Origin of the sequence: Rhizobium sp. NXC24 (genome assembly GCF_002944315.1) — a bacterium.
Lineage (GTDB): Bacteria > Pseudomonadota > Alphaproteobacteria > Rhizobiales > Rhizobiaceae > Rhizobium.
The window spans coordinates 3,313,117-3,329,635 of the sequence record NZ_CP024311.1; the positions used below are offsets into that span (position 1 = coordinate 3,313,117).

Genomic DNA, 16,519 nt, shown 5'->3' on the forward strand with positions numbered 1-16,519 from the left:
GCCGGGCTCATCACGAACCCGGCCCTCCGATAACCTGCATGAAGGTGGCGGCGAAGTTTACCGCGGCAGCACCGTCGAGCCCATCAGGGCTTCGTCGATCGCGCGGGCGGCCTGGCGGCCTTCGCGGATGGCCCAGACGACCAGGGACTGGCCGCGGCGGACGTCGCCGGCGGTCCAGAGCTTGTCGACCGAGGTCTTATAGTCCTTGTCGTCGGCGACGACATTAGTCGAGCCGCGCTTGTCGGTGTTGAGCGTCAGCTTGCCGTCGAGCTCCTTCAGCACGCTGTCGGTGAACGGACCGCGGAAGCCGATGGCGATGAAGGCGAGATCGGCGCGGATGACGAACTCCGTGCCGGCAATCGGCTTGCGGCGCTCATCCACTTCGCAGCACTTCACGCCGGTCAGTACGCCGTCTTCGCCGATGAATTCCAGCGTTGCCACCTGGAATTCGCGCACGGCGCCCTCGGCCTGCGAGGAGGAGGTACGCATCTTCGTCGCCCAGAAGGGCCAGACGGCGAGCTTGTCTTCCTTTTCCGGCGGCTGCGGGCGGATATCGAGCTGGGTCACCTTGACGGCACCCTGGCGGAACGCGGTGCCGACGCAGTCGGACGCAGTATCGCCGCCACCGACGACCACGATATGCTTGCCGCCGGCAAGGATCGGGTCGGACGGCCAGCCGATGCTGTCGATGTTTTCGCGGCCGATGCGGCGGTTCTGCTGCACGAGATAGGGCATGGCGTCATGGACGCCTGCTAGCGTCGTGCCAGGAATGCCGGCTTCGCGCGGGGTTTCCGAGCCGCCGCAATAAAGAACCGCATCATAGTCAGCCAGAAGCTGCTCGACATTGACGTCGACCCCGACATTGACGCCGCAATGGAAGGTCACGCCTTCGCCCTTCATCTGTTCGACGCGGCGGTCGATGAAGTTCTTCTCCATCTTGAAGTCCGGAATGCCGTAGCGCAGCAGCCCACCGGGCTTCGTTTCGCGCTCGTAAACATGGACTTCGTGACCCGCGCGGCCAAGCTGCTGAGCCGCCGCCATGCCGGCGGGGCCGGAGCCGATGACGGCGACCTTCTTGCCCGTATGGACGGTTGCCGGTTCCGGACGGATGAAGCCGAGTTCATAGGCCTTGTCGGCAATGGCCTGCTCGACCGTCTTGATCGCGACCGGGGCATCCTCGAGGTTCAGCGTGCAGGCTTCCTCGCAAGGTGCGGGGCAGACGCGACCGGTGAATTCCGGGAAGTTGTTGGTCGAATGCAGGTTGCGGATCGCCTCTTCCCAATTGTTGTTGTAAACGAGGTCGTTCCAATCCGGAATCTGGTTGTGGACCGGGCAGCCGGTCGGGCCGTGGCAATAGGGAATGCCACAGTCCATGCAGCGTGCTGCCTGTTTCTGCACTTCCTGGTCCGACATGGGGATCGTGAATTCGCGGAAATGCCGGATGCGGTCCGACGCCGGCTGATACTTGCCAACCTGTCGGTCGATTTCCAAGAAGCCTGTTACCTTGCCCATGCTTTCGTTTCCTCACGCTAAATAGAGGAGCCGATGGCTCCCGTGCCTGAAGGCAAATCCCGCTGCCTTGTCCGGCACTGTAATTCAAAACCGATTCCGCTTTTCGACAGTTGCGATCGCAACTGGACGCGAAATCCTCGAAGGAAGAGGAGGTGCAGCGGATCACTCCGCCGCCACACCCATCCGGCTACGCTCCATCTCTTCCAGCGCACGACGGTATTCAACCGGCATGACCTTGCGGAATTTCGGGCGGTAGTCGGCCCAGTGATCGAGGATTTCCTTTGCCCGCGTCGAGCCGGTGTAGTGGAAATGGTTCGAAATCAACTGGTAGAGGCGCTCTTCGTCGTGGCGGGTCATGTCACCGGAGACGTCGACGCGTCCCTTGTGCATGAGGTCGCCGCCGTGATGATGCAGCTTCTCCAGCAATTCATCCTCTTCCGGAACCGGTTCCAGCTCGACCATCGCCATGTTGCAGCGACGGGCGAAATCGCCCTTCTCGTCGAGCACATAAGCGACGCCGCCCGACATACCGGCTGCGAAGTTGCGGCCGGTTTCGCCGAGCACGACGACGACACCGCCGGTCATATATTCGCAGCCATGGTCACCCACGCCTTCGACGACGGTGATGGCGCCGGAGTTGCGCACCGCAAAACGCTCACCGGCGACGCCACGGAAGTAGCATTCGCCTTCGGTCGCGCCGTAAAGCACGGTGTTGCCGACGATGATCGAATGTTCGGCTGAGATCTGCGAGTTTTCCGGCGGACGGATGATGATGCGGCCACCCGAAAGACCCTTGCCGACGTAGTCGTTACCGTCACCGATGAGGTTGAAGGTGACGCCGCGCGCCAGGAACGCGCCGAAGGACTGGCCGGCCGTGCCTCTCAGCGTGACGTTGATCGTGTCATCCTTCAGGCCGCGGTGACCATAGCGCTTGGCGACGGCGCCCGACAGCATCGCACCGGCCGAACGGTCGACGTTCTTGATGTCGACTTCGAAGGCGACCGGCGTCTTGCTGGCAAGCGCCGGCTCTGCCTTCTCGATCAGCTTGCGGTCGAGAATGTCGACGATCGGGTGCTTCTGCACGGTCGTCCAATAGGTGTCTTCCTTCGGCGCATCGACCTTGTGGAAGATGCGGCTGAAGTCGAGCCCCTTGGCCTTCCAATGGGCGAGCATATCATCCTTCTCCAGCAGTTCCGAAGCGCCGATGATGTCGTCCAGCTTGGTAGCGCCAAGCGAGGCGAGAATTTCGCGCACTTCCTCCGCAACGAAGAAGAAGTAGTTGATGACATGCTCCGGCGTGCCCTTGAAGCGCTTGCGCAGAACCGGGTCCTGCGTCGCAACGCCGACTGGACAGGTGTTGAGGTGGCACTTGCGCATCATGATGCAGCCGGCCGCAATCAACGGCGCGGTGGCGAAACCGAATTCGTCTGCGCCGAGCAGCGCGCCGACGATGACGTCGCGGCCGGTCTTCAGACCGCCATCCACCTGCAGGGCGACGCGTGAGCGCAACCCGTTCAGCACCAGCGTCTGCTGTGTCTCAGCAAGGCCGATTTCCCAGGGCGAACCCGCATGCTTCAGCGAGGTGAGCGGCGAAGCGCCCGTACCACCGTCGAAGCCGGCAACGGTGATGTGATCGGCGCGCGCCTTGGCAACGCCGGCGGCGACGGTGCCGACACCGACTTCCGAGACGAGCTTGACCGACACATCAGACGTCGGGTTGACGTTCTTCAGGTCGAAGATGAGCTGCGCCAGATCTTCGATCGAGTAGATATCATGGTGCGGCGGCGGCGAGATCAGGCCCACACCCGGCGTCGAATGGCGGGTCTTGGCGACGGTGGCGTCGACCTTATGGCCGGGCAACTGGCCGCCTTCGCCGGGCTTGGCACCCTGCGCCACCTTGATCTGCAGCACGTCGGCATTGACCAGATATTCGGTGGTCACACCGAAGCGGCCGGAGGCGATCTGCTTGATGGCGGAGCGTTCCGGGTTCGGCGAACCGTCGAAGAGCGGCATGTAGCGGTCGGATTCTTCTCCGCCTTCGCCGGTGTTCGACTTGCCGCCGATGCGGTTCATGGCGATCGCCAGCGTCGTATGCGCCTCACGGCTGATCGAGCCGAAGGACATGGCGCCTGTCGAGAAGCGCTTGACGATATCGACGGCGGGCTCGACCTCGTCGACCGAGATCGGCTTGCGGCCGAGTGTTTCCGCACCCTTGATCTTGAAGAGACCGCGGATGGTGTTCATCCGGAGCGCCGACTGGTTGACCATCTCCGAGAACTCGCGATAGCGGTCCGCAGCATTACCGCGCACGGCATGCTGAAGGGCGGCGACAGCATCCGGCGTCCAGGCATGGCTTTCACCGCGCATACGGTAGGCATATTCGCCGCCGATATCGAGCGTGCTTGCCAGGATCGGATCACGGCCAAAAGCCGACTTGTGACGGGCAACGGTTTCCTCGGCAATGGTTTCGAGGCCGATGCCTTCGATCATCGTCGCCGTGCCGAAGAAGTACTTGTCGACCAGTTCCTGCTGCAGGCCGATCGCATCGAAGATCTGCGCGCCGCAATAGGACTGATAGGTCGAAATGCCCATCTTCGACATGACCTTGAGGATGCCTTTGCCGACCGCCTTGATATAGCGATAGACGACTTCGCTCGCATCGACTTCCTTCGGGAAGTCACCGCGCTGATGCATGTCGAGCAGCGTGTCGAAGGCGAGATAGGGGTTGATTGCCTCGGCGCCATAGCCGGCGAGCAGGCAGAAATGGTGCACTTCGCGCGGCTCGCCGGTTTCAACGACGATACCGACCGACGTGCGCAGCCCCTTGCGGATTAGGTGATGGTGAACGGCCGCCGTCGCCAGCAGCGCCGGGATCGCGATGCGGTCCGGCCCGATCTGGCGGTCGGACAGCACGATGATGTTGTAGCCGCCGCGAACGGCCGCTTCCGCACGCTCGCAGAGACGGTCCAGCATTTCCGGCATGCCTTCGGCACCGCGCTCGACATCATAGGTGAAGTCCAGCGTCTTGGTGTCGAAACGGTCTTCCGTATGACCGATCGAGCGGATCTTTTCCAGATCGCCATTGGTCAGGATCGGCTGACGCACTTCCAGCCGCTTGGCATTGGCCATGCCGGTATGGTCGAGCAGGTTCGGGCGCGGACCGATGAAGGAAACGAGGCTCATCACCAGCTCTTCGCGGATCGGGTCGATCGGCGGGTTGGTGACCTGCGCGAAGTTCTGCTTGAAATAGGTATAGAGCAGCTTCGGCTTGTCGGACATGGCCGAGATCGGCGTGTCCGTGCCCATGGAGCCAATCGCCTCCTGCCCCGTCGTCGCCATCGGCGACATCAGGATCTTGGTGTCTTCCAGCGTGTAGCCGAAAGCCTGCTGGCGATCGAGCAGCGACACGTCGCGGCGCAGCGCCCGCGGCTCCACCGGCTTCAAGTCTTCGAGGATCAACTGCGTGCGGTTGAGCCAGCTCCGATAGGGATGCTTGGTCGCAAGCTCCGACTTCACCTCGTCGTCGGAGATGATCCGGCCCTTTTCCATATCGATGAGCAGCATCTTGCCCGGCTGCAGGCGCCACTTCTGAATGATCTTTTCTTCCTCAACCGGCAAAACGCCGGCTTCGGACGCCATGATGACGCGATCGTCGTTGGTGACGAGATAGCGGGCCGGACGCAGGCCGTTGCGGTCGAGCGTCGCGCCGATCTGCTTGCCATCGGTGAAGGCGACAGCGGCCGGACCATCCCACGGCTCCATCAGGGCGGCATGATATTCGTAGAACGCCTTGCGTTCCGCCGCCATCAACTGGTTGCCGGCCCAGGCTTCCGGGATCAGCATCATCACGGCATGCGCCATGGAATAACCACCGCGCACGAGGAATTCGAGCGCGTTGTCGAAGCAGGCGGTGTCCGACTGTCCTTCGTAGGAAATCGGCCAGAGCTTGGAGATGTCGTCGCCGAAGAGCGGCGAAGAGACCGAAGCCTGGCGCGCCGCCATCCAGTTGACGTTGCCGCGCAGCGTGTTGATTTCTCCGTTATGGGCGACCATGCGATAGGGGTGCGCCAGCTTCCACGACGGGAAGGTGTTGGTGGAAAAGCGCTGGTGCACGAGAGCGACGGCCGATTCGAAACGCGGATCGGCTAGATCCTTGTAATAGGCGCCGACCTGATAGGCGAGGAACATGCCCTTGTAGACCACGGTCGAGCTCGACAGCGAGACCGGGTAGAAATTGCTCTCTTCGCCCTCATATTCCGCATAGATGCGGTTGGAGATCACCTTGCGCAGAGTGAACAGGCGGCGCTCGAATTCCTCATGCGTGCCGGCATCGCGGCCGGCGCCGATGAAGACCTGCACATGATGCGGCTCTGTAGCGGCGATGTCAGGCGCCTTCGAGAGCGAGGAGTTGTCGACCGGCACATCGCGGAAGCCGAGCAGAACCTGGCCCTCTTCGGCGACGACCTGCTTGATGGCGGTCTTGAAATGCTCGATCAGCGCCTCGTCGCGCGGCAGGAAGAAATGGCCGACGCCATATTCGCCGGCCTTCGGCAGGGTAACGCCCTGCAAGGCCATTTCCTCGCGGAAGAAGCGGTCCGGAATCTGCACGAGAATGCCGGCGCCATCGCCCATCAGCGGATCGGCGCCGACAGCGCCGCGATGCGTCAGGTTTTCCAGAATGAACAGGCCGTCGCGCACGATCTGGTGCGACTTCTGGCCCTTCATATGCGCGACAAAACCAACGCCGCAGGCATCATGTTCATTGCGCGGATCATAGAGGCCCTGCTTCGGCGGGAGGCCTCCCGAGGCCAAACGATCGGCACGTTTCGACGTATTGACCGTGGCGGCAGCCTCTGCTGCTGCGATATGGTCAAAAGTCATGGACGGCGTCCTGTTCGTCATCGTTTTCCCTCCGGTAAGGCCCGCATCGCGGGCGATCCTTCGTCCCGCGCCGCCCCGTTATCGGGTCCGACGCGCGACAGCGCTGTTGCATTGTGAAGATCGGGCCGCAGACCATGACTCCTTGGTGGAGCCCGTCGTCAGCGTTCCGCGCCTTGCTTATTCCACCGCCGCTCCGCCTGATCGCCTCACGGCTCGATAGGACATGCTCGCGGTAACTATAGCTCGAAATCCCGATATCGTCAGGACCCTCTAGCGCATCTTCGGCCTTGGCGGCCAAAATAGGACAGCAACCCTGTCCTAATTCATCAGCTCTATGCCAGAAAGTGATCGGCTTCGCAAGAGCAAAACGGCAAAATAACGTTAACCCGCGACGGAAGATTGCCGATGCTTCAAAATTCGAGCAAGAAAGTTTCACCGCACCGCATCATTTTGTTTGTTGATTGCGTAGATCAATTTCTGTGATGTGTCCTTCAGCATGGCACTCTTGATCCCCTGCGGCATTGGATTAATGTCCGTCGGACCTCAGCTAACCCTCCCGTAATCCCGTTGATTCAGTTGGTGCATATCCATGTTTTTTGCTTCCGATAATTGGGCCGGCGCCCATGCCAAGATCGCCGAACGCCTCCTTGCCGAATCCGGCGGTTTCGCCGCAGCCTACGGCACCAGCGATCTCGACCAGAAGATTGAAGCTAAGTTCGCCGAGATCTTCGAGCGTGAGGTCGCCGTCTTCTTCGTCGCAACCGGCACGGCCGCCAATTCGCTGTCGCTCGCCAGCGTCCAGAAGCCGGGCGGCGTCAGCTTCTGCCATCCAGAAGCACATGTCGCCGAGGACGAATGCGGGGCGCCGGATTTCTTCAGCGGGGCGCGGCTGGCGACGGTCGATGGTGCGGCCGGTAAAATCGACGTGAAGGCGCTCGTCACCAAGGTCGCCCGCTTTCCGCAGGATGACCTCCATCATGGCCGCGCCGCGGCAGTGACCATCACCCAGGCAACGGAGATCGGCACGGTCTATTCACTCGCTGAAATCGACGCCATCGCCTCCGTCTGCAAGGCAAACAGCCTGCCACTGCACATGGATGGCGCCCGCTTCGCCAATGCGCTGGTCGCGCTCGGCGTCAGCCCGGCGGAAATGACCTGGAAGCGCGGCGTCGACATCCTTTCCTTCGGCGGCACCAAAAACGGCTGCTGGTGCGCGGAGGCGATCGTCTTCTTCAATCCGGAGCAGGCGAAGGAGATGCACTTCATCCGCAAACGCGCCGCCCAGCTTTTCTCCAAGTCGCGTTTCATCGCCGCCCAGTTCGACGGCTATTTCGAAGATGGCCTCTGGCTCGACCTTGCCCGCCATTCCAACCGTATGGCCGATCGCCTGCGCGCTGGCATCGAGCAGGTCGCCACCGCACGCCTCGCCTGGCCGACCGCCTCGAACGAAGTCTTTGCGATCATTTCGAAATCGGCCGCCAAGACCGCCGAGGACAGGGGTGCAAAGTTCTACGAATGGCCGATCCCGGAATCGCGCCCCGAGCTGGTAAACGCGAACGAGACACTGATCCGCCTCGTCACCAGCTTCGCCACGACAGATGACGATGTCGCCGGCTTCCTGGCTTGCCTCGCCTGATTTTCGGGTAAAAAAGGAGCGCCGTAGCTGTCCCATTGGGACGCACGCGGCGCTCAGCACCTCATTTGGAGGTTAAATTCTCACTTGGGTGCATGAACAGTGCGGAATGTGAAACGTCTTGGCCCGATTGGCCTGGCATATGGCGGGTTATGACCGTCATCGCCATCACGCAGGCGACCAGCCCGCAAATAAACATCGCACCATATTTCATCGGGCTGATTTTCCTCGACTCAGCTCGTTTAGTTGGCTTCAAGGGTACCAACGAAAACTGACATGAACCTGAATAGGTGAATCAAAAAGGTAGGACACGCGGAAGGCGTGTCGGAAGCCGGCGAAGGAACTTCAGCGAAGTTCAGAATATTATCCATATGATTCTAAATATTTTTTATGGATGGCATCGCCGCTCTGATACGTCAGATGGATCTCAGCCCTCTCACCTTCGCCAGAATATCCTCCGACAAGGCGCTGACCAGCAACTGATCCGCTCCCTTGCGTGGCACCAACACGAATTCGACGTCCTCCAGCATCGGCAGCCAACCGGGCGCAATTTCCGACAGTCCTGTTGGCGCCATGCTGCGGGGCTGAACGAGGACGCCCATGCCGGCACGCGCCGCCGCCGTCAGGCCGCTGAGGCTGCCGCAGGTACAGACGATGCGCCAGGGCACCTGTTGACGGCGCAGCGCCTCAAGCGCTACGGCCCGGGTAACGCTTGGGGCGGGAAAGGCGATCAGCGGTAAAGGCGCCGCGAGCTTGCGAATGCGCTCCGGATCGCGCGCCAGCCAGACCAGCGGCTCACGATAGACGAGCCTCCCCCTGGCGTCGCCGAGGCGGCGCTTGGCAAGAACGAGGTCGAGGTCGCCATTGTCCTGCATTTCATAGAGCGTGCCGCTGAGCGCGACCGTCAATTCGAGATCGACGGAAGGATGCGAGCGAACGAATTCTTCCAGCACATCCGGCAACTGGCTGGTGACGAAATCCTCGGAGACACCGAGCCGCAGGGTGCCGCGCAGACTGTTGCCGGCAAAGAGCTGCTGCACCTCCCCCTCGATCGACAGCATCTGCCGGGCATGGCCGAGCAGCGCCTCGCCGTCGCCCGTCAACACCACTCGATGCGTGTCGCGGGCCAGAAGCTTGCGGCCAAGCGTAGTTTCCAGCCGCTGGATATGCTGGCTGACCGTGGGCTGGCCGAGGCCAAGCCGCTCGGCCGCGAGCGTGAAGCTGCCCATCTGCTCGACGGCAACGAAGCTGCGCAATTGCGTGAGATCAAGCATGACACTCATCCTGAATCACGATAACTGTTATTCCTTGCATCGCGGATCACGATAGGTCTATGTGCTAGAACTAATCTTACGGAATTGCAAATCGGGGTTGGCATCATGCGCCGCTTTCTTCCAGACACTTTCACCATCCTCCTCGTGCTCACCGTGTTGACGGCATCCTTCTTCCCCGTGCAAGGGACCAGCGCCAGCTACTTCGGCACCGCCACCAATTTTGCCATCGGCCTGCTGTTCTTCCTGCACGGCGCGCGCCTGTCGCGGGATGTGGTCATTGCCGGTCTGCTGCATTGGCGGCTGCACCTGGTCATCCTGCTGACCACCTTCGGCATTTTCCCGCTCCTGGCTCTCGCCATGGGCGTGCTGGTACCGGCCCTTCTGCCGCAAGCGCTTTACACCGGCATCCTGTTCCTCAGCGTGCTGCCCTCAACGGTGCAGTCCTCGATCGCCTTCACCTCGATTGCCGGCGGCAATGTGCCGGCCGCGATCTGCGCCGCGTCGGCCTCCAATATTTTCGGCATGTTCCTGACGCCCCTGCTCGTCGGCGTGCTCTTCTCTGTTGGCGGCCATGGCGGTGGATTCTCCTGGGACGTGCTGGAGCAGATCATGCTGCAACTGCTCGCGCCCTTCATCGCCGGCCAGGTCCTGCAGCCGTGGATCGGCAATTGGATACGCTCGAAGAAGACGATCCTGATGCCGGTTGACCGTGGCTCGATCCTGATGGTCGTCTATTCGGCCTTCAGCGAGGCCGTCGTCGAGGGCCTGTGGCATGCCTTCTCGCTCGTCGATATCGCCACGGTCATCGTCGCCAACATCGTGCTTCTGGCGCTGGTGCTCTGCATCACCATGTTCGGCAGTCGCGCGCTCGGCTTCTCCCGCGCCGACGAGATCACCATCACCTTCTGCGGTTCGAAAAAATCGCTTGCGAGCGGCGTTCCGATGGCCAACGTCATCTTCGCCGGCCAGGGCATCGGCGCCATTGTCCTGCCACTGATGCTGTTTCACCAAATCCAGTTGATGGCCTGCGCCGTCATCGCCCAAAAATATGCGGATGCCGCCAAGAGGCGGGAAGCGGCCAAGGCGGGCGTGGCCTCCAAGGCGAACGGAGCCCCGAACGCCGCGTGAGGACCATTCCAGCCACGATCGAATACAAAAGGCGGCGCCCCAACGGAGCGCCGCCTTGCTTTTGTGACCTTGGGAGGATCGGTCTTTGGTCTATTGATTGAAGGCCGTTAGTTGATACGGGCCTCGATTGCCTTCGGGGTCTCGACCGGCTCGGCGGCGATGGAGATACGGCGGGGCTTCATGGCTTCCGGAATGTTGCGCAACAGATCGATGTGCAGCAGACCATTCTTCAGCGAAGCCGCCTGGACCTCGACATGATCGGCGAGCTGGAAGCGGCGCTCGAAGGCGCGCTTGGCGATACCGCGATAGAGATATTCGCTGGCCTCAGCCGGCTCCTCGCTCTTTTCACCCTTGACCTGGAGAACATGGGCATGAGCCTCGATGCTCAGTTCCTTTTCATCGAAACCGGCAACGGCCATGGTGATGCGATAGGTGTTCTCACCGGTACGCTCGATGTTGTAGGGCGGATAGGTCTGGGCCTGATCCGGCTGCGCAAGGCTGTCAAGCATGGTGAAGAGACGGTCGAAACCGACGGTGGAACGATAAAGGGGAGAGAAATCTACGTGACGCATGGTGTCCTCCTGTGAGCGACGATTGCGATTCGGTTGTGCCCCATGACCCCGCTCTGGGCGGTCTCGGGACGGTTATGCGAGCCCTTTTGGCACCCGCAGAGTGGAGATGGTGATCGCTTTTCGGGAGTTCAAGACCCCTGAAGACATCTCCCGAATTTCAGACATAACGCCGCGTGAACCACAGATGAACGGCCGGTTCGGCACCCGTTCAGGCTGGCGGGCCTACCAATGGAACCATCGGATACATTCACTGTCCGATGACTGAAGTGTATCGTCCCTTCTTCTTCAGTCCTTGCTAGGCCGGCGACGCGGATCTCTCTATCTCCGCAAGCCGGCCCTTTTCTTTCCTTCCGTCAGCGCAACAGCTTCAGCGAGCCCGTCAGCGATTTCACCCATTTCGACGGACCCGCTATCCCCAGACCGTCAATCGCTTCCATTTGGAGGTCTCGGTCGGGAAACATTGCCTCATACTCCCTGTAATCGTGCAGAGAGCGTGCAAATGCCGGAAAGGCGACGACCGCCCGTTCGCCCTGCGGCGGCAATGCCTTCAGCAGCAGCGACCGGATGGTATCGGCATCCGCCTGCAGCATCGGAACCGGCATGTTCGAACTGATGTCGATGGCCCGCCCTTCGCTGTCGATCAATTGCTGCGCCGCAAGCGTAGGAAATCGCGCGCCCAGCCCGATCGCAATAGCGCTGGCGGTATTGGCGATCAGCCCGAGCGGCAGATCCGGATTGATGACGATGGCGAGGCGGATATCGGGAAGCATGGGAAACCTGTTGCTGGTGTCGATGTTCCCAAAAGAATATCCTGGGCGTCGCGGAGATTCTTACCTTTTATTGCCAATACTTGGCTATATATGGCAGACTCTACCCATATCGACCCATAATAAGGCGACATATGCCCTCCGCACTTGAACCGATCGACCTGAGAATCCTCGAAGCACTCCAAAAGGACGGACGCCTGACCAATCAGGCACTTTCGTCCGAAGTCGGACTCTCCACCTCCCCATGCTGGCGGCGTGTGCGTCAATTGGAAGAAACAGGGGTCATCCAGGGCTATACGGCAAGCCTCGACAGGCGCCAGATCGGCCTCGGCGTCCTGGCTTTTATCAGGGTGAAGATCGATAGCCACAGCGAGGCCGAAGCCGAGGAATTCTCGCGCGACCTGCTAAAGCTGAGCGAAGTCGTAGCATGCTACAGCATCGCCGGAGACTCGGATTTCCTGCTGCAGGTCGTTGCAGCGGACCTCGACAGCTACGCGGATTTCGCGATGGCGGCCGTTCGCCGATTGCCCCGTATCAAGGAAATGCAGACGACGTTCGTGCTCAAGGAAATCAAGCCTTTCAAGGGGTTTCCGCTGGGTGTCGGGCAGCGATAACGGCCCAAGACGAATTTGCTCGTTCACTGGTCAACACTTGGCTGCTGCGCATGCCTCGACAGCCCTTTACGTTTGGGCCGAAGGCATCCTATGCTTAGGTGAGTGGCAGGCCGGTCGGGGAGGTTGTTGAATGTCGGCACTCCCTTTCTCGAAGATTTCTGAGCCGCTGAGCGCGCTGCTTGCTGCAATCGGTCTCGTGACCGTTGCTGCGCTCACCATGCCGGACATGACCGGACAGACTAGGCTCATTCTGGAAGTCCTGCTTGCCGGCATCTGGGCTGCCTATGTCCTGCAATTGATCGAAACGCTGATCGTCCGTCGGACAAAAAAAGTTCGCGACAAGGGGCCGGAAATAGTCGTCGATGTGCTCGCCGTTCTCATCCCCATGGCTGCGTTCCTGTTCGTCGGCGGCCGCGACCAAAGCCTCTATTGTGCCATCTGGCTGCTGAAACCCCTGCGCGGCTCGAACTTCTTCCGACTATTGGGCAGGGTCCTCACTAAAGAGGCGCCCAACCTGATCGGCGTCACTTCGATCTTCGGCATTGTTCTATTCGGCGCGGCACTCGCAGCCTATGTCATCGAGCGCGATGTCCAGCCCGACAAGTTCGGCAGCATACCCCTGGCGATGTGGTGGGCGGTAGTGACCTTATCGACCACCGGCTACGGCGACGAGATTCCGCAAAGCTTCGCCGGCCGCGTTCTCGCCGGACTGGTTATGATGAGCGGCATCGGCATCTTTGCCCTTTGGGCCGGCATCCTCGCCACCGGCTTCTACGAAGAGGTCCGCCGCCAGGACTTCGTGCGCAATTGGCAGTTGGTTGCGGCCGTGCCGCTGTTCCAAAAACTTGGTTCTGCCGCACTGATCGAGATCGTACGGGCGCTGAGGCCGCGCGTCGTACCGGCGGGCACCGCAATCTGCCGCAAGGGCGACACGGGCGATCAGATGTTTTTCATCGTCGAAGGCCGCGTCAGCGTCGCGACACCACATCCGGTGGAGCTCGGCTCCGGCAGCTTCTTCGGCGAGATGGCGCTGATCAGCGGCGAACCCCGCTCGGCAACCGTCAGCGCCGTCACCGAGGTCTCGCTCCTCTCGCTCTATTCCGCCGACTTCCAGATGCTGTCCAGCAGCAGCCCGGAGATCGCCGACATCATTCGCAAAACAGCACTCGAGCGCCGCGGTACGACACCGAAGACTTGAGGGCGACGCCGATGGCTCGGCCCCGTTGACCTTCTATACGACCGTTTCGTAATCTGTTGGCGGTGACAAAATCGATATCGTTGCGTCGCCTCGGCGCTGCCTCCTCATTTGGTGACGCTTGTTCTGATCCCACTTCGGCACGGCTCAATGCATCCGAGACTACTCAAGACATTCCTGGCGGTTGCCCGAAATCGGAATTTCACTCGTGCGGCCGAGGAGGTGAATCTCGCGCAATCGAGCGTGAGCGATCAAATCCAGTCGCTCGAAACCGAACTGGGCACTAAGCTCTTTATTCGGTTGAGATCGGGCTTGGAACTCACGGCAGCGGGCGAAGCACTGAGACCCTATGCCGAAGAAATTCTGATGATGGCGGACGAGGCGCGTGCGGCCGTCGAGGCAGCCTCGGGGCGCACCGCGGGAACGGTGACGATCGGCGCACTGGAGACGATTGCTTCCGTGAGGCTTCCGCAATGGCTGGCGGCTTTTCAAAGCAATCATCCTGATGTCAATCTGCGGCTGAAAGTTGCAGGCAGCGGCGATCTATTGCGGAAGGTCGAAGACGGCGAGATCGATGTCGCCTTCTGTTTTGACAACGCCTGGCGAAGCGGATGATATCGGCGGAGCCATTGGTTCTTATCGCGCCTCCTGGGCAGGAATCCTTATCGAAAGGAGGCGATTTGGCTGCGCTTGCTTCTACGAGCTTCGTCGCAACCGAGGCCGGTTGCATCTATCGACACCTGTTCGACAAGGTCTTCGACGAGGCTGGGATAGCGGCACCGAAACTCGCCGCCGAAGTCGGCAGCATCGGTACAATTGCCCGGCTCGTGGCAGCCGGTACAGGGATGAGCCTGGTTCCGCGGCTTGCGGTCGCCGACGCCCTCGATCGCGGCGAAATCAACGAGCTGCCCTGGCCCGGCCCAACCCGGACAGCGTCGCTTGTGATGATTTGGCGGCGCAGGCGTGTTCAGCCCCCAGCCTTGAAATTGTTGCTGGCAGCCGAAAGCAACGGTTTCGTACCCGCTAAACCAACCGGTGCCCGCCCTCGACATGCAGTATCGTTCCCGTTGTGAAAGCATTGCCCATCAGGAAACTGATGGCGTCGGCGATATCTTCCGGTTGTCCTACGCGCCCAACCGGCAGCCGTTTTGCCATGGCGTTCAGCGTCTCGTCCTTCTTGTCGCCGGCAACGAGCGTCCAGATCGGTGTGTCGACCCAGCCGGGCGAAACGGCATTCACACGGATTGGCGCCAACTCGACCGCGAGCGCCCGGACCAGCCCTTCCAAGCCCGCATTGACGGCGGCAACAACCGACCCTCGCGCCGCTGGACGATAGGCCGCGATACCGGATGTGAAGGTGATGGAGCCAGTTGGAGAGAGTGCTGGCGCGCCATATTTCGCCAGCAATAGCGGTCCGTAGAATTTGCTTTCCACAACCTTTTGCGCAGCTTTGAGATCCAGCGAGGGCAGCAGCTCATAAGCACCTTCGATATCGGCGGCTGTGCTCACGATATGGTCGAGCCGACCGACCCGCTCGAATAGATCGGCAACCTGGCCTTCCTGCGTGATATCGGTCGCGATCGTGGAAAGTGCCGGATTTTGGAATTCCGCGCCGGTGCGCTTCAGTTTGTCCGCGTTCCGCCCAACGATGATGACCTCGGCACCGACGGCGAGCGAGCGTTTCGCCAGCGCCAAGCCCATTCCAGAGCTGCCGCCAACAATAAGAATTCTTGAATTCACGATTTCAGCAATTGCCATGTCTTTCATTCCCATACGGATGACCACGGCCGAGAACTCGCAGAGACGCGCAAGGAGGGGAAACGGAGAAAAACGATAGTGCTATCGGAGACGCAGATGGAGGCATACCGCCGCCAACAAAGCAGTTGCAATTCCCTACACCTGCGTTATCCCCTTGAGGAGGACATCCCTTCAGCGGGGCGCGACATCGTCATGGATTCGATCCTCTATTCCACTCCAGACAATCCGGTGCCGGAAAACCGCACCGAGGGGTTCTTCGAGTCATTTGACGGGCGAAAGCTGCGCTACGTCGTCTTCCGCTGCGAGCAGCCGGTCGCCAAGGGCACCGTGGTGCTGATGCAGGGTCGCAACGAGTTCATCGAGAAATATTTCGAAACGATCCGCGACTTGACCAAAAAGGGTCTCTGGGTCGCAACCTTCGATCTGCGCGGCCAAGGCGGCTCCGAGCGGCTGTTGAAGGACCCGCTGCGCGGACATGTCAGACGCTTCTCGGACTATGAGCGTGACCTGACCGCCTTTCTCGACAAGATCGTGCTGCCGGATACGCGCCTGCCGTTCTTCCTGCTGGCGCACTCGACCGGTGGACTGATCGCATTGTCGGCGGCGCCGCGGCTTGCGACCCGGATCGAGCGCATGGTGCTGTCGGCGCCCTTCGTTGGCCTCACCGGCCACGGCGTCTCGCCCGGCCTCATCCGCTCTCTCTCCGGCATAGTCTGCGCTCTTGGTCTTGGCCGGATGCAGTTCAGCAAAACTATCAAGGAAAAGCCGTTTCCGGAAAATCCGTTGACGACGGACGAGCTGCGTTATCGGCGCAATATCGCCATCGCAACGGCCTACCCGCAGCTCACCTTGGGACCGCCGACGGCGCGCTGGCTGCTGGAAGCATTCCGCGCGATCGATCGCGTCAACACGCCCGAACATCTCTTTTCCATCACCATTCCGACCGTGTTGATCGCGCCGACCCGCGACGGCGTCGTGCCCTATGCCGACCAGGAACGATTGTCGCGCTATTTCCGCGCAGCGCAGCTCGTGCCTATTCACGGCGCCAAACACGAGATTCTTCAGGAGCGGGACGTCTATCGCAACGCCGCCCTCGCCGCCATCAACGCCTTCATCCCCGGCAGCGATGCCGAGGCGAATACGGATATGGCGGGAGTGGGGATTTAGAGCGGGATCGCGAACCCG

At 61.0% G+C, this 16,519-nt stretch carries 12 protein-coding genes and 1 pseudogene; 7 read left to right on the plus strand and 6 right to left on the minus strand.

All coding sequences use genetic code 11. The features are described 5' to 3' along the window. Window positions 1-57 precede the first annotated feature (57 nt). Together NXC24_RS16355 and gltB are read right to left on the minus strand one after the other, a co-directional pair. Window positions 58-1,512: a glutamate synthase subunit beta gene (locus NXC24_RS16355; RefSeq protein WP_104824258.1), complete on the minus strand. Its 1,455-nt coding sequence runs from the start codon at window positions 1,510-1,512 to the stop codon at window positions 58-60. A 162-nt stretch (window positions 1,513-1,674) separates the two neighbouring features. Next, window positions 1,675-6,414, minus strand: coding sequence for a glutamate synthase large subunit (gltB, locus tag NXC24_RS16360; RefSeq protein WP_104824259.1), 4,740 nt, complete (start codon window positions 6,412-6,414; stop codon window positions 1,675-1,677). 568 nt (window positions 6,415-6,982) lie between these two features. On the opposite strand from gltB, the gene NXC24_RS16365 reads away from it, so the two are divergent. Together NXC24_RS16365 and NXC24_RS36180 are read left to right on the plus strand one after the other, a co-directional pair. Continuing rightward, entirely contained in the window at window positions 6,983-8,029 is a 1,047-nt protein-coding gene (locus NXC24_RS16365) for a low specificity L-threonine aldolase (RefSeq protein ID WP_104824260.1), read from the plus strand. A gap of 149 nt (window positions 8,030-8,178) precedes the next feature. Further along, window positions 8,179-8,301, plus strand: a complete 123-nt coding sequence (locus NXC24_RS36180; protein WP_260303136.1) for a hypothetical protein — start codon at window positions 8,179-8,181, stop codon at window positions 8,299-8,301. Between the two features lie 141 nt (window positions 8,302-8,442). On the opposite strand, the gene NXC24_RS16370 is transcribed toward NXC24_RS36180, so the two are convergent. Continuing rightward, a complete protein-coding gene (locus NXC24_RS16370) occupies window positions 8,443-9,300 on the minus strand; it encodes a LysR family transcriptional regulator (RefSeq protein WP_104824261.1) in 858 nt (285 codons plus the stop codon). A gap of 105 nt (window positions 9,301-9,405) precedes the next feature. Here NXC24_RS16370 and NXC24_RS16375 point away from each other — a divergent pair, with 105 nt between their 5' ends. Continuing rightward, complete coding sequence (locus tag NXC24_RS16375) at window positions 9,406-10,428, plus strand: bile acid:sodium symporter family protein (protein WP_104824262.1); 1,023 nt, start codon at window positions 9,406-9,408, stop codon at window positions 10,426-10,428. 107 nt (window positions 10,429-10,535) lie between these two features. Here the strand turns inward: NXC24_RS16375 and NXC24_RS16380 are convergent, their stop codons facing one another. Beyond that, window positions 10,536-11,000, minus strand: a complete 465-nt coding sequence (locus tag NXC24_RS16380; protein ID WP_104824263.1) for an Hsp20 family protein — start codon at window positions 10,998-11,000, stop codon at window positions 10,536-10,538. Window positions 11,001-11,353: 353 nt separating this feature from the next. After that, window positions 11,354-11,770, minus strand: a complete 417-nt coding sequence (locus tag NXC24_RS16385; protein ID WP_104824264.1) for a DUF2000 domain-containing protein — start codon at window positions 11,768-11,770, stop codon at window positions 11,354-11,356. 131 nt (window positions 11,771-11,901) lie between these two features. On the opposite strand from NXC24_RS16385, the gene NXC24_RS16390 reads away from it, so the two are divergent. The 3 genes and pseudogenes from NXC24_RS16390 (at window position 11,902) to NXC24_RS16400 (ending at window position 14,649) form a co-directional block, all read left to right on the plus strand. After that, window positions 11,902-12,381 carry an Lrp/AsnC family transcriptional regulator gene (locus tag NXC24_RS16390; protein ID WP_104824265.1) on the plus strand — a complete coding sequence of 160 codons (480 nt, stop codon included), beginning with the start codon at window positions 11,902-11,904 and terminating at the stop codon, window positions 12,379-12,381. A 130-nt stretch (window positions 12,382-12,511) separates the two neighbouring features. Beyond that, window positions 12,512-13,579 (plus strand): cyclic nucleotide-gated ion channel, encoded by a 1,068-nt coding sequence (locus tag NXC24_RS16395; protein ID WP_104824266.1) that lies wholly within the window; start codon window positions 12,512-12,514, stop codon window positions 13,577-13,579. 147 nt (window positions 13,580-13,726) lie between these two features. After that, a pseudogene (locus NXC24_RS16400) lies at window positions 13,727-14,649 on the plus strand (LysR family transcriptional regulator). On the opposite strand, the gene NXC24_RS16405 reads toward NXC24_RS16400, so the two are convergent. After that, complete coding sequence (locus tag NXC24_RS16405) at window positions 14,600-15,334, minus strand: SDR family oxidoreductase (RefSeq protein ID WP_104824267.1); 735 nt, start codon at window positions 15,332-15,334, stop codon at window positions 14,600-14,602. The pseudogene NXC24_RS16400 and the gene NXC24_RS16405 overlap by 50 nt on opposite strands. 192 nt (window positions 15,335-15,526) lie before the next feature. On the opposite strand from NXC24_RS16405, the gene NXC24_RS16410 reads away from it, so the two are divergent. Next, window positions 15,527-16,501 carry an alpha/beta hydrolase gene (locus NXC24_RS16410; protein ID WP_104825204.1) on the plus strand — a complete coding sequence of 325 codons (975 nt, stop codon included), beginning with the start codon at window positions 15,527-15,529 and terminating at the stop codon, window positions 16,499-16,501. The last annotated feature ends 18 nt before the right edge of the window (window positions 16,502-16,519 follow it).